Origin of the sequence: Corynebacterium macginleyi (assembly GCF_003688935.1) — a bacterium.
Lineage (GTDB): Bacteria > Actinomycetota > Actinomycetes > Mycobacteriales > Mycobacteriaceae > Corynebacterium > Corynebacterium macginleyi.
Window position 1 is genome coordinate 65,568 of the sequence record NZ_REGE01000008.1, and the last position, 18,950, is coordinate 84,517.

The 18,950-nt window shown below is 57.1% G+C and carries 19 protein-coding genes and 1 tRNA gene; 7 read left to right on the forward strand and 13 right to left on the reverse strand.

Going from position 1 to position 18,950, the window contains the following annotated elements; genetic code table 11:
• Positions 1 to 22: 22 nt before the first annotated feature.
• The gene (locus tag D9V82_RS07055) at positions 23 to 1,276 is read right to left on the reverse strand and encodes a M18 family aminopeptidase (protein ID WP_121911738.1); all 1,254 of its coding nucleotides are present in this window, start codon (positions 1,274 to 1,276) and stop codon (positions 23 to 25) included.
• Between the two features lie 46 nt (positions 1,277 to 1,322).
• On the opposite strand from D9V82_RS07055, the gene D9V82_RS07060 reads away from it, so the two are divergent.
• A complete protein-coding gene (locus D9V82_RS07060) occupies positions 1,323 to 2,144 on the forward strand; it encodes a RecB family exonuclease (RefSeq protein WP_121911711.1) in 822 nt (273 codons plus the stop codon).
• A gap of 6 nt (positions 2,145 to 2,150) precedes the next feature.
• Here D9V82_RS07060 and D9V82_RS07065 read toward each other — a convergent pair whose 3' ends face one another.
• The 8 genes from D9V82_RS07065 to D9V82_RS07100 all read right to left on the reverse strand — a co-directional run bounded on the left by D9V82_RS07065 (position 2,151) and on the right by D9V82_RS07100 (position 11,151).
• On the reverse strand, positions 2,151 to 3,818 hold the full coding sequence (locus D9V82_RS07065; RefSeq protein ID WP_121911739.1) for a formate--tetrahydrofolate ligase: 1,668 nt from the start codon (positions 3,816 to 3,818) through the stop codon (positions 2,151 to 2,153).
• 148 nt (positions 3,819 to 3,966) lie between these two features.
• On the reverse strand, positions 3,967 to 5,274 hold the full coding sequence (locus D9V82_RS07070) for an anaerobic C4-dicarboxylate transporter (protein ID WP_121911712.1): 1,308 nt from the start codon (positions 5,272 to 5,274) through the stop codon (positions 3,967 to 3,969).
• A gap of 371 nt (positions 5,275 to 5,645) precedes the next feature.
• Positions 5,646 to 7,205 carry an aspartate ammonia-lyase gene (aspA, locus tag D9V82_RS07075; protein WP_121911713.1) on the reverse strand — a complete coding sequence of 520 codons (1,560 nt, stop codon included), beginning with the start codon at positions 7,203 to 7,205 and terminating at the stop codon, positions 5,646 to 5,648.
• Positions 7,206 to 7,315: 110 nt separating this feature from the next.
• Complete coding sequence (gene hisG / locus D9V82_RS07080; protein WP_121911740.1) at positions 7,316 to 8,161, reverse strand: ATP phosphoribosyltransferase; 846 nt, start codon at positions 8,159 to 8,161, stop codon at positions 7,316 to 7,318.
• A 42-nt stretch (positions 8,162 to 8,203) separates the two neighbouring features.
• A complete protein-coding gene (locus D9V82_RS07085; protein ID WP_121911714.1) occupies positions 8,204 to 8,467 on the reverse strand; it encodes a phosphoribosyl-ATP diphosphatase in 264 nt (87 codons plus the stop codon).
• A gap of 149 nt (positions 8,468 to 8,616) precedes the next feature.
• Positions 8,617 to 9,000: a hypothetical protein gene (locus tag D9V82_RS07090; RefSeq protein ID WP_121911715.1), complete on the reverse strand. Its 384-nt coding sequence runs from the start codon at positions 8,998 to 9,000 to the stop codon at positions 8,617 to 8,619.
• 24 nt (positions 9,001 to 9,024) lie between these two features.
• On the reverse strand, positions 9,025 to 10,263 hold the full coding sequence (gene mshC, locus D9V82_RS07095; RefSeq protein ID WP_121911716.1) for a cysteine--1-D-myo-inosityl 2-amino-2-deoxy-alpha-D-glucopyranoside ligase: 1,239 nt from the start codon (positions 10,261 to 10,263) through the stop codon (positions 9,025 to 9,027).
• Positions 10,264 to 10,296: 33 nt separating this feature from the next.
• On the reverse strand, positions 10,297 to 11,151 hold the full coding sequence (locus D9V82_RS07100; RefSeq protein WP_121911717.1) for an undecaprenyl-diphosphate phosphatase: 855 nt from the start codon (positions 11,149 to 11,151) through the stop codon (positions 10,297 to 10,299).
• A gap of 66 nt (positions 11,152 to 11,217) precedes the next feature.
• Here D9V82_RS07100 and D9V82_RS07105 point away from each other — a divergent pair, with 66 nt between their 5' ends.
• Both D9V82_RS07105 and D9V82_RS07110 read left to right on the forward strand, forming a co-directional pair.
• On the forward strand, positions 11,218 to 12,264 hold the full coding sequence (locus D9V82_RS07105) for an NHL repeat-containing protein (RefSeq protein ID WP_121911718.1): 1,047 nt from the start codon (positions 11,218 to 11,220) through the stop codon (positions 12,262 to 12,264).
• A gap of 3 nt (positions 12,265 to 12,267) precedes the next feature.
• Complete coding sequence (locus tag D9V82_RS07110; RefSeq protein ID WP_121911719.1) at positions 12,268 to 13,383, forward strand: quinone-dependent dihydroorotate dehydrogenase; 1,116 nt, start codon at positions 12,268 to 12,270, stop codon at positions 13,381 to 13,383.
• A gap of 65 nt (positions 13,384 to 13,448) precedes the next feature.
• On the opposite strand, the gene D9V82_RS07115 is transcribed toward D9V82_RS07110, so the two are convergent.
• Positions 13,449 to 13,841 carry a hypothetical protein gene (locus D9V82_RS07115; protein ID WP_121911720.1) on the reverse strand — a complete coding sequence of 131 codons (393 nt, stop codon included), beginning with the start codon at positions 13,839 to 13,841 and terminating at the stop codon, positions 13,449 to 13,451.
• Entirely contained in the window at positions 13,841 to 14,380 is a 540-nt protein-coding gene (locus D9V82_RS07120) for a YbhB/YbcL family Raf kinase inhibitor-like protein (RefSeq protein WP_121911721.1), read from the reverse strand. The genes D9V82_RS07115 and D9V82_RS07120 overlap by 1 nt, the downstream gene beginning before the upstream one ends.
• Before the next feature lie 248 nt (positions 14,381 to 14,628).
• Between D9V82_RS07120 and D9V82_RS07125 the strand changes: the two genes are divergently transcribed.
• The 3 genes from D9V82_RS07125 (at position 14,629) to D9V82_RS07135 (ending at position 16,159) form a co-directional block, all read left to right on the forward strand.
• Positions 14,629 to 14,714: transfer RNA gene (locus D9V82_RS07125), tRNA-Leu, on the forward strand.
• Between the two features lie 102 nt (positions 14,715 to 14,816).
• Entirely contained in the window at positions 14,817 to 15,557 is a 741-nt protein-coding gene (locus tag D9V82_RS07130) for a TVP38/TMEM64 family protein (protein WP_121911722.1), read from the forward strand.
• 29 nt (positions 15,558 to 15,586) lie between these two features.
• Positions 15,587 to 16,159 carry a MarR family transcriptional regulator gene (locus tag D9V82_RS07135; RefSeq protein WP_121911723.1) on the forward strand — a complete coding sequence of 191 codons (573 nt, stop codon included), beginning with the start codon at positions 15,587 to 15,589 and terminating at the stop codon, positions 16,157 to 16,159.
• A gap of 26 nt (positions 16,160 to 16,185) precedes the next feature.
• On the opposite strand, the gene D9V82_RS07140 is transcribed toward D9V82_RS07135, so the two are convergent.
• Positions 16,186 to 17,025: a DUF3097 domain-containing protein gene (locus tag D9V82_RS07140; RefSeq protein WP_121911724.1), complete on the reverse strand. Its 840-nt coding sequence runs from the start codon at positions 17,023 to 17,025 to the stop codon at positions 16,186 to 16,188.
• A 33-nt stretch (positions 17,026 to 17,058) separates the two neighbouring features.
• On the opposite strand from D9V82_RS07140, the gene D9V82_RS07145 reads away from it, so the two are divergent.
• Positions 17,059 to 17,832, forward strand: coding sequence for a hypothetical protein (locus tag D9V82_RS07145; RefSeq protein ID WP_121911725.1), 774 nt, complete (start codon positions 17,059 to 17,061; stop codon positions 17,830 to 17,832).
• Positions 17,833 to 17,852: 20 nt separating this feature from the next.
• Here D9V82_RS07145 and D9V82_RS07150 read toward each other — a convergent pair whose 3' ends face one another.
• Positions 17,853 to 18,926: a ferrochelatase gene (locus tag D9V82_RS07150; RefSeq protein ID WP_121911726.1), complete on the reverse strand. Its 1,074-nt coding sequence runs from the start codon at positions 18,924 to 18,926 to the stop codon at positions 17,853 to 17,855.
• Positions 18,927 to 18,950 lie beyond the last annotated feature (24 nt).

An 18,950-nucleotide genomic window follows, 5' to 3' on the forward strand; every position in this document is an offset into this window, starting at 1 on the left:
AAACTCCTCAAGGTGGTGGGAACTAACCCCTCAAGTATGCCTCAAGAGCCCGCGCGAGCCATATTTGGTCCCGCTCGCCCACCATCTCCCGCGCGGAATGCATCGAAAGCATGGGCACGCCCACATCGACGGTGTCGATGCCCAGCCGCGTTGCGGTAATGGGGCCGATGGTTGACCCGCAAGGCACGTCGTTATTGCCCACAAAGCGCTGCACCGGAACCCCAGCCCTGGAGCAGGCGGTCTCCCATAGAGCGATCGTCTGCGCGTCAGAGGCATAGCGCTGGTTGCCGTTGATCTTGGTCACTGGGCCGCGCCCAATGATTGGCTGGTGGCTAGGGTCGTGCTTGTCCGCGTAATTGGGGTGTACCGAGTGCGCAGCATCGGCAGATACACAGCTAGACCGAGCAAACATCTGGAAGCGCTCCTCTTCATTAGCCCCCAGCGCCCGGGCGGTGCGGGTCAGCACGTCCTGCAGGATCGGCCCGGCGGCGCCATAGCGGGAACTCGAACCCACTTCCTCATGGTCAAAAGCCATCATGACCAAAATATCGGAGCCGTCATAATCCTGCGCAGCGCTGTGTATGGCCTCTAGCGAGGCGTGTACCGAAGATAGGTTATCCATGCGGCCGGCCGCGATAAACTTTTCGCTCGCACCGAAAACCGTGCCCCGGGCGGCATCGGCCGTAATCAGGTTGAAGGAGGCAATATCCTGCTTGGCGATCCCCGCCTGCTCCCCCACCACCTGCAGGATCGACGCCTCTTTATCGCCCACCGAAAGCACCGGTTGCATATGTTTTTGCCGGTCTGGTTTGAACTCATCCTTGCGGTAGAGATGGATTGCCAAAGAAGGCAGGCGCAGAACCGGGCCCGTATCCACGAGGTGGCGACGGCCATCTGTGGTCACAACTTGGCCTGCTACGGTAAGTTCGCGATCGAACCAGGTGTGCAGCAAGGGACCGCCGTAGATTTCTACCGCGACCTGCTGCCAGCCCGCGGCCGAAAAATCAGGTGTTGGTTTCAACGCGAGCCCCGGCGAATCAGTATGCGAGCCGATAATGCGGAAACCGGAGTACTGATTGGCGCCTTCGGGCACATACCACGCGGCCACCGCACCGCCGCGGACCATGACGTGCCCGCCCGGTGCGGCCGACCAGTCCTTGCGCTCATCCTGCACCCGGAAGCCAGATTCTTGCAGCTGGCGCGCTACCTCATGGGCGGCGTGGTACGACGATGGCGAGGCGGCCAAAAAATCTAGGAAGTTATCCGTGTAACTCATACCTTCTAGCTTGCCACGAAAATATCGACGATAGGCTAGAAGCACCATGGCTACTTCATCTACCCCCCGCCCCCTTGCCTTGTCGCCTTCCCGCGCCTCCGACTACCAACAGTGCCCTTTGCTCTATCGTTTCCGGGCCATCGACAAGATTCCAGAGCCAAAGACCATAGCCCAAGTGAAAGGAACTCTGGTTCATGCGGTTTTGGAGCAGATGCATAAACGTCCGCGCGATGAACGCACCTACCCTACAGCAGTAAAGATGATTAAACCGAGCTGGGCTGCGATGACGCACAAGGACGCTGAACTCCGCGAGCTCGTGCCCGAAGAAGAAACTTATGACTTCTTCGTCGCTGCCCGCGAGCTCCTCAAGGGCTATTTCCAGATGGAAAACCCGCAGGGCTTCGACTGCCAAGCAACCGAGATGTATGTCGACACAGTCCTGCCCAATGGTGTGCCCGTACGCGGGTTTATTGACCGCGTGGATCGCGCGCCCACCGGTGAGGTGCGCGTCGTGGATTACAAGACGGGTAAGAAACCAGCACCGCGTTTTTCCCATAGCGCCCAATTCCAGATGAGATTTTATGCCCTGGTGTACTGGCGCCTGCTGGGCACCATCCCTCACCAACTGCGCCTGATGTATCTAAAGGTGTTAGATTCGATGTTTTTATCCCCTAACCAGGAAGAACTCGAATACTTCGAGCGCGATCTAGGCCATTTATGGGCCAAGATCGAAACCGATGGGCGCGCCGGGGATTTTCGCCCGAAACGCTCTAAGCTTTGTAATTGGTGCGCGCATCAGGCGATCTGCCCCGAATTTGGCGGCACCCCGCCGGAATATCCGGGGTGGCCGGGCTCCGCAGCGGATTAGCTCCTCTTAGAACAGTCCGGATATCGTGCCATCGCCGGCGACGTCGATATTATTGGCCGCTGGTTTCTTGGGCAGGCCCGGCATGGTCATCACGTTGCCGGTAAGCACCACGATGAACCCGGAACCTGTGCGCGGCAGTAGCTCGCGCACGTGCAGCGTGTGACCTTCTGGAGCACCCAATGCTGTTGCGTCATCAGAGAAGGAATACTGTGTTTTGGAGATGACAACGGGTAATGTATCCCAGCCATTCTCCTTGATGTACTGCAAGTCCTTAATAGCCTTAGATCCGTATTCCACGCGGTCCGCGCGGTAGATTTCGCGAGCAATGGTCTCGATGGAGGCCTCGATTCCTTCCTCCGGATCGTAGAGCTGCTGCGCGCCGCCTTCGAGGTTATCCAGCAGGGTCTCGGCCAACTTAGTCGCGCCTGCTCCGCCTTCGGCCCAGACGTTGGCCTCTTCCAATGCCACATCAAAGTCCTTTGCCCAATCCCGCATGAACTGGCGCTCCGCCTCTGTATCGGACCAGAAAAGGTTGAGCGCAACAACGGGTTTGATCCCAAACTTGCGCAGATTTTCTACGTGTCGCTCGAGGTTGACAATGCCTTTCTCTAGTGCCTCAACATTTTCCTCGGTGAGCTTGTCCTTGGCAACACCCCCGTTGTACTTCTGGGAGCGGATCGTTGCCACGACCACTGCGCCGGCCACATCCAAGTCACCAAAGCGGGACTTGATGTCCATAAACTTTTCGCCGCCGAGATCCGCGCCGAAGCCGGCTTCAGACAGCACGATATCGCCAAACTGCAGGGCGGTCTGCGTTGCCAGCAAGGAGTTACAGCCGTGCGCGATATTTGCAAACGGACCTCCGTGTACAAGTGCTGGAACCCCGCCGAGGGTTTGGACGAGGTTTGGGTTCAAAGCATCACGCATCAGCGCGGTCAGCGCACCTTCCGCATCGAGTTCGCGCGCGGTCACCGGCCGCTGTTCATAGGTGAACCCGACGGTAATATCGCCTAAGCGTTGCTTGAGGTCATCCAGGCTCTTAGCCAAGCACAAAATGGCCATAATCTCGGAGGCTGCCGTAATGGTGAAACCCGTTTCTGCCGGCACGCCGTGCGCCGATCCACCAAGCCCGGTCACCACGTTACGCAGTGCCCGGTCGTTGACGTCAACGCAGCGCTGCCACGTCACGCGCCGCGGGTCGATGCCCAACTGGTTGCCCTGGTGAATGTGATTATCGATAATGGCCGCGAGAGTGTTCGTTGCCGCAGCGATAGCGTGGAAGTCACCGGTAAAGTGGAGGTTAATATCCTCCATGGGCACAATCTGGGCGTAGCCGCCGCCCGCTGCACCGCCCTTGATGCCCATTACCGGGCCCTGGGACGGCTCGCGAAGGGCCACGATAGCCTTCTTCCCTATCTGATCTAGCGCATCGGTCAAACCGATAAGGACCGTGGATTTACCCTCGCCGGCAGGTGTGGGGGACACTCCCGTGACCAGCACGAGCTTTCCCCGCTTATCTTTGGCGTAGTCTATCTTGGTGATATCCACCTTGGCCTTCGTGGTACCAAACGGAATCACTGCATCGCCAGGAATCCCCGCCTTAGCTGCGATTTCCGCGATCGGCTGCAAGTTGTGGGCTTGTGCGATTTCAACATCGGATGGCTGCTTAGTCATGGCAACTACCATACCGATTTCTAGCATTAGCCACGTCGCATAGGACAAAAGTCATGCGACATCACATTCCTTATGGCGCAGCGACCACACAAAAGTGGCACCCTCTCCGCGGAGAAGGCGCCACTGGAAGTGTGAGGTGGAGGACCGGCTAAATGATCACCGCACCGAGCGCATAGCCCAGCAGCACGGAACCGACAATGCTAACCACACCAGGGATAAGGAAGGGATGGTTGAATACGGCTTTGCCGATCTTGGTTGTACCCGTGTCATCCATTTCAACTGCTGCCAGCAACGTTGGGTACGTCGGAAGGATGAACAAAGCAGATACTGCCGGAAATGCGGCCACAGCGGTAACCGGGTTAACCCCCAACGCTAATGCGGCGGGCATGAGCGCCTTGGTGGTAGCAGCCTGCGAGTACAGCAGGGCCGCGGCGAAGAAAAGCACCACTGCCAACAACCACGGCGAGGCCTCAATGACGTCTCCGGCTAGCGTTTGAATATCGTCCAAGTAGTGGTTGATGAGGGTGGTTCCCAACCACGCAACACCCAGCACACAGATGCAGGCAGACATTCCCGATTTAAAAACCGGGGTATTGAGCACGTCAGCGGCTAGAATCTTCGTCTTAAGGACGATGATTGTTGCGGCCGAAAGCATGACCGCCATAATCGCCTCATTGCGCGGCAGCGTGGAATCCGTGATCAGACCAACCTGATCAGAAGAAATGGTAGCCCATATCATGACGACAACGATGGCAATCAGGAAGATGATTACAGAAGACTTGGCGCCGTTCTTCGGCTCATATTTACTAGCACCAATCGGCTCTTTGACCAGGCCCTTCGCCTTGCGCTCCAGGTACACGGGGTCATCTTCCAATTCTTTGCCAAACCTATTGGCCAGCCAGGCTGCGGGGAAGATGGACAACAAGGTGGCTGGAATCAAGACGCCGAGTACCTGGAGGTACCCCACCCCCATGGGCTCGAGCAAGCCGGCCAGGATGACAACTGCAGCAGAAATCGGCGAAGCACAAATACCCATCTGCGCGGCGACGACCGCGATAGATAATGGACGCGACGGGCGAACCTTACCCTCCTTGGCCACCTCAACGATGACCGGCAGCGTAGAAAAGGAGGTGTGTCCGGTACCGGCCAAGACCGTCATCAACCAGGTCACGATGGGGGCATAATACGTAATCTTCTTAGGATTTTTGCGCAAGAATTTCTCGGCCACATGAACCAAATAGTCCATGCCGCCGGCCTTTTGCATGGCGGCGATTGCCGCAATCACCGTCATAATAATGGCGATAACGTCAAACGGAATATCTTCCCTAGTTACCGGGACTCCCGCTACACCCAAAAGGAGAACGCCTAGGCCGCCGGCCATACCAATGCCTATGGACCCAATTCTTGCCCCCAGGATAATGGCTGCGAGAACGATGACAATATGAATAATAACCATGGATACACTCCACACGGTCTCAACTACACATGGTGGACACACATTAGCCTGCCGGTCGTGTACCACCCTTACACATCTATTTTGCCCTGAGCATGTTGTTTTATTTACGGATTTTGCCCGTTTGTGTTGCTTCCCACATGTGTTCTATCTCGCTTTATAAACGATTAGGCGTGATTTCATGTCTTTGTTTTATAAAAGGAAATGAAACGTCAATTCTGCACCATATAAAAAGACCGCACACACCGTGTACTGCTTAACTGCTCCCCACTGGAGAACGAAAAGCACGATGTGTGCGGGATGATCAGCGCCACCATGAGGAGGATGGGTGTTGCCCATCCTCCTCATGCAGCCCTATGGATCGCGGATGCTACCTAGTTTTCGTCAAGGAAAAGCTGGCCACGAAATTCTGGGTGCATAAGGTTTTCCACCGACAAGACCTTGTTCAACGTTGCCTCATCAAGGAGGCCCTTCTCAAGTACTAGTTCCTTGACTCCCTTGCCGGTCTTGAGAGATTCCTTAGCGATCTCATCACCGTTGTGGTGACCGATGAAGGGGTTCAAATAAGTAACGATACCGATGGAGTTCTCCACGTAGTGGCGGCATACATCAGCGTTTGCGGTGATACCGGTGACACACTTTTCACGCAGCGCATCAACCGCATTGCCCATAATGCGAATGGATTGGAACAATGCCTCACCAATGACCGGCTCCATCACATTGAGCTGCAGTTGGCCTGCCTCTGCAGCCATGGTCACGACGTGGTCGTTGCCGAAGATCTTGAAGCAAGTCTGGTTGACAACCTCCGGGATAACCGGGTTGACCTTACCCGGCATGATCGAGGAACCTGCCTGGCGGGCCGGTAGGTTGATCTCGCCCAGGCCAGCGCGGGGACCAGAGGAAAGCAGGCGCAAGTCATTACAGATTTTGGAAAGCTTCATAGCGGCGCGCTTGATGGCGGAGTGCAAGAATACGTAGGCTCCGCAGTCAGAGGTGGCCTCGATAAGATCGCTTGCAGTCTTCATCTCCAAGCCGGTGACCTCAGACAGAGCGGCGGTGACCTGGTGACGGTAACCCGCCGGAGTGTTAACACCGGTGCCAATGGCAGTAGCGCCGAGGTTAATCTGCAGCAATCGAGTCTGTGCGTCACGCAAGACTGCCTGTTCCTCGTTCAGGTTATTAGCAAAGCCCTTGAATTCATCGCCCAAGGTCATGGGGACCGCATCCTGCAGCTGAGTACGCCCCATCTTGAGGATGTCCTGGAATTCATTGCCCTTGTCCTGGAATGCAAAACGCAGGCTGTCAATGCGCCCGATAAGGTCATCGATAGCAGCGTGCAGGCCCAAACGGAAGCCAGTCGGGTAGGCGTCATTGGTGGACTGAGACATGTTGACATCATCGTTGGGGTTGATGATGTCGTAAGAGCCCTTTTCCTTTCCCAAGTGCTCAAGAGCCAGGTTGGCAATGACCTCATTGGTGTTCATATTCAACGAGGTGCCGGCACCACCCTGGAATACATCGAGCGGGAATTGGTCCATGCAGCGACCTTCCTCCAAGATCTGGTCACAGGCCCAGATGATCGCCTCTGCCTTCTTCTTAGGCAATACATGCAGGCGCCGGTTGGCCATCGCGGCAGCCTTTTTGACCTGCACCATTCCCCGGATGAAGTGCGGAATGGTGTTAATGGTCACGTAAGAAATCTGAAAGTTATCCATCGCGCGCACGGTGTGAACACCAAAGTAGGCATCTGCGGGAACTTCCAAGTCACCGATCAGGTCGGTCTCAGTACGAGTCTTCTTACTCGACGTCTTTGGCTTCTTCTGCTCAGCTACCTTTTTCTGCGCAGAATGAGTGGTCTTATCCTCCTGCTTTTCCTGCGTTTCCTGTGCGGCAGACGTAGTGGCTTTTTCTTCTTTCTTGGACGACTTTGCCATGATGGCGCGGCTCCTTTGCCTGTCGAGAATGATATCCGAGTGAATTATCTCAAGCACCAATGGTAGCCACGTTTGAGCCCAGTGGGGACGATCAAGAATTTAGTACTCCCCTAAAAGCGGGCAATACGGAGATCAGAAGCCAAAATTGCCTCCGCGCCGAGTTGGGAGAGGCGGTCCATAATCTGGTTAGCTTCCTTTTGCGGAACCATTGCACGCACCGCCACCCAGTCTTCTCGCGCCAACGGTGAGACCGTCGGCCCCGTCAGTCCCGGAGTAATACCAGCCGCTTTATCCAGATTTTTTTCTGCGATGTTGTAATCAATCATGAGGTAGGTGCGCGCGTGCAATATGCCTTGGATACGCCCTAGGAGCACCTGCTCTTCTGGCGTTACTTCTGCATCATGGCGTTTAATCACCACAGCTTCCGAGCTGACGATGGGCTCACCAAAAGGCGCCAAACCCTGCTGCCGTAACGTAGTACCGGTTGACACGACATCGGCAATAGCATCGGCTACGCCTAAGCGGATGGATATTTCTACCGCACCATCTAGACGTATCACATCGGCGGTAATTCCTTTCTCCGCCAAGTCCCGGCGAACCAGATTCGGGTACGACGTTGCCACACGCTTACCCTCTAGGTGAGAGATATCCCACGCCTCGCCCTGGGGTGCGGCGTAGCGGAACATTGAGTCACCGAAGCCTAGCGAGAGGATCTCTTTAAATTGGGCATTGGAATCGAGTGCCAAATCGCGTCCCGTTATCCCTAGATCGAGCACACCGCGGGCGACATAGATGGCGATGTCCTTCGGGCGGAGGAAGAAAAACTCGACGCCGTTGTCCAGGTCCACCACGTTCAGGGTTTTAGAGTGCCCACGGTCCTTATATCCGGCCTCACCGAGGATTTCTACCGCTGCTTCTGATAAGGAACCTTTATTCGGTACTGCAATTTTGATCATGGCGTTCTCCACAAAGTCTGTTGCACCTCAAGTAACAACAATTTATAAGTATTTATAAATATCTTCTGGCCGCAGGCCGCGCTTGATCATCATGACCTGGGTCCAATAGATAAGCTGCGACATTTCTTCCGCCAGTTGTTCATCGGACTGGTATTCGGCGGCGATCCATACCTCGCCCGCCTCTTCAATGATCTTTTTGCCAATATGGTGGGCGCCTTCTTCCAACGCTTCGACGGTGCCAGAGCCTTCAGGTTTCTGGGCGGCTTTATTTAATAGCTCGGCAAAAAGTGTCTCAAAATCTTTCACGGCTACCTATTGTTTCACAGGTAAGTTGCCAATGCGAAGGGTTGTGTTTCATTTCTTGGATGGCTCGAAACCTCTCGTGGATGTCTACGTGGCGTGCGCCAGCGCCACTTTATAAGGCTACTCGCATAAGACCTAAGCTATTAAGGCTGCTAGAAGTCCAACTCTGGGATCTGTGCGAGCGCCTCATCGTCGGCGCCGGTAGCCGCGGAAGCGTTGTACATCAACTCGGTGATTTCTTGCTTTTCCTCCGGCTCCACCACGGCATCATGCTGTTTCCGATTGAAGGTGGCTAGTTGCTGCACTGTCTTGTTCAAGACCGCTGCGAGCTGCCCGCCATCAGGATCATCCGGCAGCCCATCCAGCCCATCTAGCATCTGCTCGAGATGGCCTTTGAGCTCTGGTAGCACCGCTGCATTAAACGGCGCCTCCCAGAACTCTTTTTCCCCTTCCTTGAGGTAATCGCCCGTAGCAAAGGAATTTAGATCAGCAATGAACTCATCAACGGCGGGTTGAAAATCTGCGCGAATACTCATGCCGTCGATCTTGCCTTAAGTTGGCTAGGCCTGCACGCCGAGCAGCGAATTGAGTGCGGTACGCACCAAATCTGCGGCGCCTTCCTCATCCTCGCCGCGGTCGCTGCCTGCCCAGTCGTCGATGGCGTGTAGCGCGGTGGGGGTATCGAGGTCATCGGCAAGTGCTTGGCGAAGCCCCGCTACCACGTCTTCCGCAGCTGACAGAGAGCCAGGGGTTTTCAGGGCGCGGCGCCACGTGTCTAAGCGGGTTTGAGCCTGTCCTAGCACCTCATCGGACCAGTCCCGCTCGGCGCGGTAATGACCAGAGAATACGCCGAGGCGAATAGCAGAGGGATCCACGCCCTGCTCCACGAGCTTATGCACAAAGACCAGGTTGCCTAGGGACTTCGACATTTTCACGCCATTGAGTCCAATCATTCCGGTGTGGACATAGAACTGTGCCATGCGATCTACGCCCAATGCCGCCTCAGCATGGGCAGCGGAAAATTCGTGGTGAGGGAACTTCAGATCGCTGCCGCCACCTTGGATATCAAAAGTACTACCCAAGTAGTTGGTGGCGATGGCAGAGCACTCGATATGCCAGCCGGGCCGACCCGGACCGAAGGGAGAGTCCCATGTCGGTTCACCTTCACGGTGGGCGCGCCAAATCAGGGCATCCATGGGGTGCTTCTTGCCTGGGCGGTCGGGGTCACCGCCGCGCTCGGCAAAAAATTCCCGCATCTGTTCCATCGAGTAATTGGATTCATAACCAAATTCCTCGGTGGCGTCGATGGGGGCATACACATCGGGGTACTCGGGGTCATCAACCACATAGGCGGCACCATTATCCAGCAGCTTTTGCACCATGGCCACGATCGCGTCGACTGCCTCCATGGCGCCGATAAAATGTTGCGGCGGGATGACCGATAAAAGCTCCATATCGGAGCGGAAAAGGTCGATCTGGGAGGCCCCGAGTTCGCGCCAATCAACGCCATCGCGCTCCGCCCGCTCAAAGAGTGGGTCATCGACGTCCGTGATATTTTGCGCGTAAATGACCTTTTTACCTGCATCCAGGAACTGCCGGTAAATCAGGTCAAAGGTGAGATAGGTGGCTGCGTGGCCCAGGTGGGTCGAATCATACGGGGTTATGCCGCACACGTACATGGTGGCGGTACCGTTCTCTGCCTGCACGGGGGCCTTGCTTTGATTCGCGGAATCGTAGAGATAGAGCTGTGCCGCATCGCCTGAGACGGGGCTAAAGGCAGGTGTTGGCCAAGAATGCATGGCACCTATCCTAACGCTTCCATGTGGGTGGCTTTAAATGGGTTGGAGGGCTCCCATGGCCAGCAGAATCATGACGAGGATGCCCAGCGGAATGCGGTAGGCCGCGAACCACGCAAAGGAGTGGCTCCCCACGAACTTTAACAACCACGCAATCGAGGCATAGCCCAAGGCAAAGGCGATGCCGGTGCCGACGAGCAGCTGCATGCTGGAAGCGGCTTGGCCGACTTCGGGCGCAAAGGCATCGGGCAGCGAAAAAAGCCCAGAGGCCAGCACCGCAGGAATAGCGAGAAGGAAGCTAAAGCGCGTGGCTACCTCGCGATCAAGGCCGAGGAAAAGTCCACCGGAGATGGTACCGCCTGAACGCGACACGCCAGGAATCAGAGCCAGGCACTGGCACAGACCCATAATGATGGCATCTTTCATCGTAAGTTCCTCGAAACCGCGTTTTTTGGAGCCGATGCGCTCAGCAGCAATGAAGACAAAAGAAAAGAGGACCAGCATCGCGGCGGTGATCCATAGGTTGCGCAGCACCCCGCGGATGGCATCTTCAAAAACCAAGCCGATAACGCCGATAGGAATGGAACCAACAATAACCATCCACCCCATGCGCCAGTCCTGCCCGCGCGAGTCAGGCTTGGTCCATCCGCGGAGCCAACCGGAGAGGATTTGCCAGATCATCGGGGCGAAATAGACCAGCACGGCAAGTTCGGTGCCGAGCTGAATGACGGCAGTAAAGGAAGCTCCAGCATCGTTGCCCCAAAAGAGCTGGGAAACAATGCGCAGGTGCCCCGAGGAGCTCACTGGAAGAAACTCCGTGAGGCCCTGCACAACGGACAATACGATCACTTGTGCCCAAGAAACTGCTTCGGTCGCGGTATCAGTAATCACTCGCCATACACTACCGCCACGCACGGCTTCGGGAAATCGCAACGCGCGCTGTTAGGATAAGTATCCGTGAAATCACGATCCCGCTCTACACTCGTACTATCCAGCTTGCTAGTACTCTCTACTGCTGGGCTCGCCGCCTGCGATTCCACCGTGGGCGTAGGCGGTGATCCCAAAACCGCCGTGAAGGGCAATGCCACCCCGGCCGCTTCCCCTAGTCACACCGATCCCGTCGGTACGGTTATCAATTTCAATGAAGACATCACGGATCTGGCTGCGGTGAAAGATACGATTGCCGTTCGCACCGCGGATCAGGTGCACATCGGCAATCAGGGTGACTTTGCCGCAAAGAAGGCTAAAAGCATCGATATCGATTCGACCTGCGGCGATTTAAGCTCTTCTGCATCCAGATTCGTCCTGGCCTGCCCGGACAAGGTCTTGCTCATCGATCCTGCTGCGCCAAAGTCACCGGAAGAAATCAGGATGGACGAGGACTTCCAGGTCACCGCCGCCACCCAGATTTCGACCGGCGAGGTCTTCGCCACCGCGGATAACACTGCTGTGGTTGGCCGGTACAAGGATGGCACGCGGAACGGCGAAATATCCGTTGAGGCGGGATCGGACCAGATACTCGCGGTCCCCAATGCGGGCGGCGATGACGGGATTGTGCGCATTCAGCGTTCTGACTCCACCATCCAAAATATCGATTGGCCCAATGACCGCGCCGGCGGCCGCCTCCGCGTCGGCCAGGGCGTAGGACAAATCGCGGTGGGCGACAATGGCGTCGTGCTCGCCTCCGATACCGAGGGCGGCCGGATCGCTATCTATACCTCCGATGATGTCGTCCGGCTGCACCAATATGGCGTGGTAGACGGCGCCCCCTGGGCGGTGGCCTGGGATGACTCGCGCGAGCTTGCATGGGTCACCACCACCGATAACAACATCGCGCACGCCTATTCTATTGACAAGGGCGTCCCCAAATCCCGCGGCGACTTTGCCACGCTTGCTGATGCCCAGAATATAGCCGCCCTGTCCAATGGCACCATCGTGGTTGCTTCCGCATCCGGCCAAGGGCTGCAGTTTGTGGCGGATCCCCACCTGATAAAGGAGTCTTAGTCAATGGTTTCGACCTTCGATTCGCTGCGCAAGCGCGCTTATCAGCTCGCACTGCACGGAATGTTTCGCCTCAGCCCCGAGCGTATCCACGGGATCATCAATTCCGTCCTCCACGGTCTGCATGTAGCAGGGCCCGCCAATCGTGCGCTCGGCCGCATTCTGCCGGTCAATGATCCAGTCTTGAAGCAGACCATTTGCGGCATCACGTTCCCGCGCCCGCTTGGTCTGGCGGCAGGGTTTGACAAAAACGCCGTGGCAGCCGATGTCTGGTCCCCTCTTGGTTTTGGCTATGCCGAACTGGGTACTGTGACGGCGCAAGCACAGCCGGGTAATCCAGCTCCCCGACTATTCCGCCTCAAAGAAGATGCCGCGATTTTAAACCGGATGGGTTTTAACAATAAGGGTGCAGCAACCGTGGCAGAGAATCTGCGTAAGCGACGGTACACTGACGTGATCGGGATAAATATCGGCAAAACCAAGGTTACTCCGGCTGAACGCGCAGTGGATGATTACCGCCGCTCCGCCTCCGTTTTAGGCGGTCTGGCGGACTACCTCGTGGTCAATGTCTCTTCGCCTAATACGCCCGGATTGCGGGACCTGCAGGCGGTCGAATCGCTGCGCCCCATCCTGCGCGCCGTACAAGAGTCCACCGATGCTCCTGTCATGGTGAAAATAGCACCGGATCTTTCGGATGCCGATGTCGATGCCGTTGCCGATCTCGCCGTGGAACTCGGCCTCGCCGGCATCGTCGCCAACAATACCACCATCTCCCGCGAGGGGCTTAACACTCCCCGCGCGGAAGTACAAGCCCTCGGCGCCGGTGGTATTTCCGGCCCACCCGTGGCCGAGCGCTCCTTAGAGGTACTCCGCCGCCTGCACGCGCGCGTGGGCTCGGAGCTTGTCCTTATTTCCGTCGGCGGCATTACCACCCCAGAACAAGCGTGGGAGAGGATCGTCGCTGGTGCGTACCTTCTCCAGGGCTACACCGGGCTCATCTATGGCGGGCCGGACTGGATTAGGGACATTCACCGGGGCATCGCCAAGCAGATTCGCGCTCATGGCCTGGACAATATTTCTGAAGCAGTTGGCTCCAACCTACCGTGGAAGGCTACTAACTAATAGCCCGGTGGATAGCACAGGCGCCACGTGCCTCTGCACTCGGCGTTGCGCACTGGTGCGCCCGCTTAAGAGGCAGCCATGACGCTGCGCCGCAAAATCAAGGCGCAGATGGCGGACATGCCAGCATAAAAGAGCAGCCAATACTGTTGCTGAATCAGGAGATCGTGCTGCGGTAGAAAGCGGCTAGCAATGATCAAGGCCACCGCGACTGCTAAGGCGATGATCTGCGCGCGGCTGCCGGCATGCTCCTTGTTCATCGTGCTGAAGGAACCCACCAACACCGCCGCGATAATGATCGTGAGGTTGCTATAGGTCCAGACAAAGGGGGCGCCCCACCCATCGCTGAAAACGGAAATGAGGGCGAATAAGACCAGCACAAAAGCGACGACCAAAAAAGCGCCGCCCACCCGCAGCGCTGCGGGTGGGGTCACCGGATTTTTAGAAGCGGGACGCGCCATTACTTAGCCTCGTACCAACCCCACAGGATTGCTCGGCCCAGTGCGTGGAAGTGGAGGTTGAAGCCGAGGACAGTGGGGGAAGCATCTGGATCGATATCGAGCGTTTCTACGTCCACGGCATGCACCGCGTAAATGTAGCGGTGCGGGGCATGGCCAGCCGGCGGGTTAGCACCAAAATGGGTGCGGTTGCCGGAATCATTGCGCAGGCTAATAACACCGTCGATACCGAGGCCCTCAGCCGCGCCGGCATCGGTGGGTAGCCCTGAAACATTGGTAGGAATATTAAAGGCAGCCCAGTGCCAGAAACCGGAAGCGGTCGGCGCATCCGGGTCAAAACAGGTGACCGCCAAAGACTTGGTTCCCTCCGGCAACCCGGACCATGTCAGCTGTGGGGACACGCTTTCCGGCGCGCGGTGCTTTTCTGGAATCTCATCGCCTTCTACCAAGTCGGTGGAGAAAAGCCCGAAACTAGGGAGATCTCGCAGCGGGGCGTACGGGTCAGGTCCGGGGAATCGAGTGTCATCGGCATAAGAAGTCATATACTCCTTTGTACCGCAGATCACATACGCTTGTCGATGTTCTTTCCTTCCTCGCCTCCGTGCGACCGCTCGTGCGACCGCTTTCGTACCGCACTCGCTCCCTAAAGCTCGGCGGTCACCCAAGTTACAAGCAGGTATTTCCCCTCCTTGCGATCGTGTAGTTTTTAGATTCTACCTGGCGATTTGTATTCCAAAGGCGGAACGCGATAAGCTCTCGAAGAGCCCAACCGAGAGGTTGTAAACACCCTGCCCGGGTGGCGGAATGGCAGACGCGCTAGCTTGAGGTGCTAGTGTCCTATTAACGGACGTGGGGGTTCAAGTCCCCCTCCGGGCACATTGTGAAGTCTCGAGACATCGTTCCTATGGTGTATCGAGATTTTTCTATAAATACAGCTCTTTTCTGTCAGGCCGAACCCGCCGACTACGATACAAATGCATGACTGCTTTACGGGACTGGATGCACAGCTTTGGTAGCTTCTGTATTCAACTCGCCCAGTCTGCTTGGGGCTCAATCCGCGCATTGTCACCACGACGCTGGGCTCTCCTCATCGCGCTCACACTTGCTGGAGTTACGCTTTTTACCTGGCTCGGCGTTCCCGATCTCTCCCAAATGCGAGCCGCCGCTGCCCGCCTTGGCGCATGGTTTCCGGTCGCCTTCACGCTAGGTTATGTCATATTTACGCAATTTCCCCTGCCCCGGACCATCTGGACCGTTGCAGCGGGCATCCTTTTCGGCCCCTGGCAGGGCCTTGTACTCTCGCTGTTCGCGCTTACTATCTCGGCCGTATTATCGCTGCTGATTGTGCGCAGTCTGCTCGGCAAGTGGATTAGGCCGCACCTTGCACACCCTGCGGTTTATACCATCAATGCCCACTTGGAGCGGCGCGGCTGGCTAGCCATTGCTTCCCTACGCATGATCGCGGGAGTACCCTTCAGCCTTCTCAACTATGTCGCCGCGCTGACCCCCATTAGCGTTTCCCACTTTACGGTCGCTACGGTGGTGGGCTCGATTCCCACCACCGTCATCGGTGTCTTTTTCGGCAACGCACTCACTGGCGCGGTCAATCCCGGGATCATCGTTGCCTTTGTCGTCTTTGCCCTCACCGGCGTGGGCGGGCTTATACTCGATTCGCGCCTGCCGACTCCCACCCAGTCAAGGTTAGGCGGTAGACTGTAACGAACTACGTGCGATAAAGGAGGATCCTCGTGCTCGCTGTCCATGCCCGTTACCGTGGGCGTTCCGTACGCCGCGCTGAGCTCGTACAGCGCTCGGCCGCTGCGCTATCCACCCTCGAGGGCGTCGGGGAGTTTCACGTTCTCGACGTGGAGGATATTTGCGCCGTTGTTGATTCCGCCACCGCAGTATGTGAGGTCGTCATGGCCTTGCTGGCTGATGGCGACTGGGCCATCGGCATCGGCATCAGCCCCGGCAACCAAGCAGACGAGGATAGCGCGCGCCAGGTCGCCACCGCGGCGCTCAAAAATTCCGCGCGCATGGGGCAGGTCTACACCAAGCTCAATAAACGGGGCCGTTCCGCGGAAGCAAGCGATATTGCGGCTGCTTTCGCACTCATTGGATACGTTCTTAATAAACGTACCATCGAGGGCCGCGAGGCGACCTCGCTCGTAAGGGCGGGGCTCAATCAAAATGAAGCCGCAGAGGAACTTGGAATTTCCAAACAGGCGATGTCCCAGCGGCTGCAGGCTGCGGGCTGGAGTGCAGAGATGGCCGGGTGGCAGTTAGCGGTCAACCTCATTGAACGAGCCAACCTAGCCTAGTCCCAGAGCATGCGGCTCGCCACGGATTACATGAGGTCTGATTTACGCAACTCTGGGGTGGTCACAAAATCTACCAGCCGCTCGACTGCGCCGATAAGGCTCGAGTCTAGGTCCCGGAATGAATGAACCGCATTATATATATGCCGCCACCCTTCGGAGGGCTCGGACCATCCCACGCGGCGGCAAATCCCGGTCTTCCAGTCTTCGCCGCGAGGTACCTCCGGCCACGATTGCAGGCCTACCCGTTGTGGTTTGACTGCCGCCCAAATATCGACAAAGGGATGGCCGGTAACTAGGACATGTTCCCCCACTGACTCGGTCATGCGTGTTTCTTTCGAGTCTTTGACCAGGTGATCCGCGAGCACACCTACCCGGCGGCCGGGGGCGGGTTTAAACTCGGCCAGCCTCTCATCGAGGTTATCCAAGCCTTCGAGATATTCCACGACCACGCCTTCTACCCGCAAGTCATGCCCCCATACCTTTTCTACAATGGCGGCATCGTGGACGCCTTCGACCCAGATGCGCGATGGCGCCGCAACCTTGGCCTCCACGTTTTCTACCCGCCTAGAGCCAGAGTTCGATTTACGGGGTGCTTGCTTGGGCACATACCTCGTGAGCGTCACCGGCTGACCTTCTACTAAGAATCCGCCTTTAATGAGGTTAAATACTCGCTCGACGCCGTGGCGATCTTCTAGCCGCACGACCTCACCAAAAACGGTCTTATCCACACCTAAAACGGCACCCACGAAGTCATCGCCGCGCACTTCCACCACCATTCCCGGCTCTGCCGGTACTTGCGGGTACTGGGTAGGCTTGCTACGTCGGTGCCCGGCAAAAATATCTCCGCCATAAGGATCTAAGCTCATGGCCCGATAGTCTATCTACTACACTTGCTCGCCATGGATATGCGCGCCGAAGTGTGGTCCCCTCTCCAAAACTCCGCCATCTGGCTAGCTGCGTGGTTGTGGGGACATGAGACAACAGATGAGCTGCTCGATGCCCTGACGGAACTGGGCGGGCGCCCCGAATGCTTTGATGAGTCCCCCTTCATCGATGTACTCGCGCTGCTGCGGGCCGAAACCAACGAGCTTACCTCTCAACCAGGCGGGGGCGGGGAGCCTCTCCTCCGACTTATATTATCCGGCCCGGGTGAAGCGCCCGCACTTCCAGCAGGGTCAGAATCTGCTCGTCCGGCGGCGCACAGTTCAGCCGGCGCCATCGTTGTGCGCACCCATGATCCGGGATCCTCGCTCGTCCTTATCGCCTATCCCCGCCGAGCACACACGGCATGGCAGGTCATCCGCGAGGACCAACCTCTGCCCTCACCAGCCTGGCTGAGCCCCGGCGAAGCGGACGCCTTGTTAACGCGGGCGACGGATGAATCCGCCGATCTCATCACGGCCACCGGCTATAAATCCACCGCGCTTAGTAATCCACGGCTCACGGTGGGTACCCTGAGCGATTTCTATGACACACCCGGCCTGCCGCAGGCCACCCCACCACGTGCCGCTAAGCTCCTAGCGCGCGCGGACCGCGTTGCCGCGATCATCGAAACCGTTACAGATAGGATCAAGGATCACAGCCTCGATCCGCACCTACTCCGCTTATGGCGTCATATCCGGCAAGCGCGAATGACGGGAGTAGCGTATTCGGCAGCAGAATTCGCTCGCTAGGCCAGGCGCGCCCACGGTGTTTAGTTGGCGCGGATATCACAGCAGCCTGCAGCGCAGGGCACACCGTTGGTGGTGCACCCCTGTACGGTGACATTCCCGCTGGTCTCCCACGGTCGTCCCTGCTCGAGCTCTTCCAATAGATCCACGACCATGCCCGCAAATCGTTGGGAGGGGCCAGCGGTGCGAGCACGTTCGACCTGAACGCCCATCTCATCGGCAGCAGCCTGCAGCTCGGAATCCAAGTCCCAAATGACCTCCATGTGATCGGAGATAAAACCGATGGGGCACACCACTACTGCATCTACCCCGTCGTGGTCATGGATTGCGGTGGTGTGGTCAACGATATCTGGCTCCAGCCATGGCGTCTTCGGGTTTCCGGAACGCGATTGCCACACCAAGTCATAATCTGAGATTCCTGCGCGCTCGGCCACCAGCCGGGAAGCTTCGGCGACTTGTCGGGAGTAGAGGTTCTTATCCCCGTCTGCGCCACCGACATTATCGTGTGCATTCGGCACGGAGTGGGCTGTAAACAGCATGCGAGCCCTGCCTATCTTCTCGGCAGGGATACGCTGCCAGGCTTCTGCGACGGCATCAACCATCTCCGCGATGAACTTGGGGTGGTCATAAAACTGCCGCATCTTAGTGAACTCAATTTCAGGCAGACCCTTATCTGCGAGGTGCTGCCGGATTGCAGCAATGTCTTCATCGTATTGTCGGCATGCTGAGTAGCCACCCCAGGCAGAGGTTGCAAAGACGGCCACCTTGCGAATGCCCTCTTGCGCCATTTTCTCTGCTGTAGCTGTGCCAAACGGGTGCCAATTCCGGTTACCAAAATAAACCGGTAGATTATGTCCGCGTTTTTTCAACTCGGATTCGACATTACGAATAATCTCCCGATTCAGGGCGTTAATCGGGCTTATCCCGTCAAAGTAGTAGTAGTGTTCGCCCACTACTTCCAAGCGTTCGCGCGGAATGCCACGTCCCCGCGTGACGTTCTCTAAAAACGGCACGACCTCCTCATTTCCTTCCGGGCCACCGAAAGAAAGAACGAGGAGGGCGTCAAATTGTTGAGCAGAATGCTGTGCGTCAATCATGCCATAAATAGTAACAACCGCACG

Coding starts and splice junctions, on each gene's coding strand:
- D9V82_RS07115 (WP_121911720.1), bottom strand. CDS start 13,841: ATGGCGCGTCCCGCTTCTAAAAATCCGGTGACCCCACCCGCAGCGCTG.
- D9V82_RS07120 (WP_121911721.1), bottom strand. CDS start 14,380: ATGACTTCTTATGCCGATGACACTCGATTCCCCGGACCTGACCCGTAC.
- D9V82_RS07070 (WP_121911712.1), bottom strand. CDS start 5,274: ATGGTTATTATTCATATTGTCATCGTTCTCGCAGCCATTATCCTGGGG.
- aspA (WP_121911713.1), bottom strand. CDS start 7,205: ATGGCAAAGTCGTCCAAGAAAGAAGAAAAAGCCACTACGTCTGCCGCA.
- D9V82_RS07060 (WP_121911711.1), top strand. CDS start 1,323: ATGGCTACTTCATCTACCCCCCGCCCCCTTGCCTTGTCGCCTTCCCGC.
- D9V82_RS07090 (WP_121911715.1), bottom strand. CDS start 9,000: ATGAGTATTCGCGCAGATTTTCAACCCGCCGTTGATGAGTTCATTGCT.
- mshC (WP_121911716.1), bottom strand. CDS start 10,263: ATGCATTCTTGGCCAACACCTGCCTTTAGCCCCGTCTCAGGCGATGCG.
- D9V82_RS07110 (WP_121911719.1), top strand. CDS start 12,268: ATGGTTTCGACCTTCGATTCGCTGCGCAAGCGCGCTTATCAGCTCGCA.
- D9V82_RS07055 (WP_121911738.1), bottom strand. CDS start 1,276: ATGAGTTACACGGATAACTTCCTAGATTTTTTGGCCGCCTCGCCATCG.
- D9V82_RS07150 (WP_121911726.1), bottom strand. CDS start 18,926: ATGATTGACGCACAGCATTCTGCTCAACAATTTGACGCCCTCCTCGTT.
- D9V82_RS07140 (WP_121911724.1), bottom strand. CDS start 17,025: ATGAGCTTAGATCCTTATGGCGGAGATATTTTTGCCGGGCACCGACGT.
- hisG (WP_121911740.1), bottom strand. CDS start 8,161: ATGATCAAAATTGCAGTACCGAATAAAGGTTCCTTATCAGAAGCAGCG.
- D9V82_RS07130 (WP_121911722.1), top strand. CDS start 14,817: ATGACTGCTTTACGGGACTGGATGCACAGCTTTGGTAGCTTCTGTATT.
- D9V82_RS07065 (WP_121911739.1), bottom strand. CDS start 3,818: ATGACTAAGCAGCCATCCGATGTTGAAATCGCACAAGCCCACAACTTG.
- D9V82_RS07145 (WP_121911725.1), top strand. CDS start 17,059: ATGGATATGCGCGCCGAAGTGTGGTCCCCTCTCCAAAACTCCGCCATC.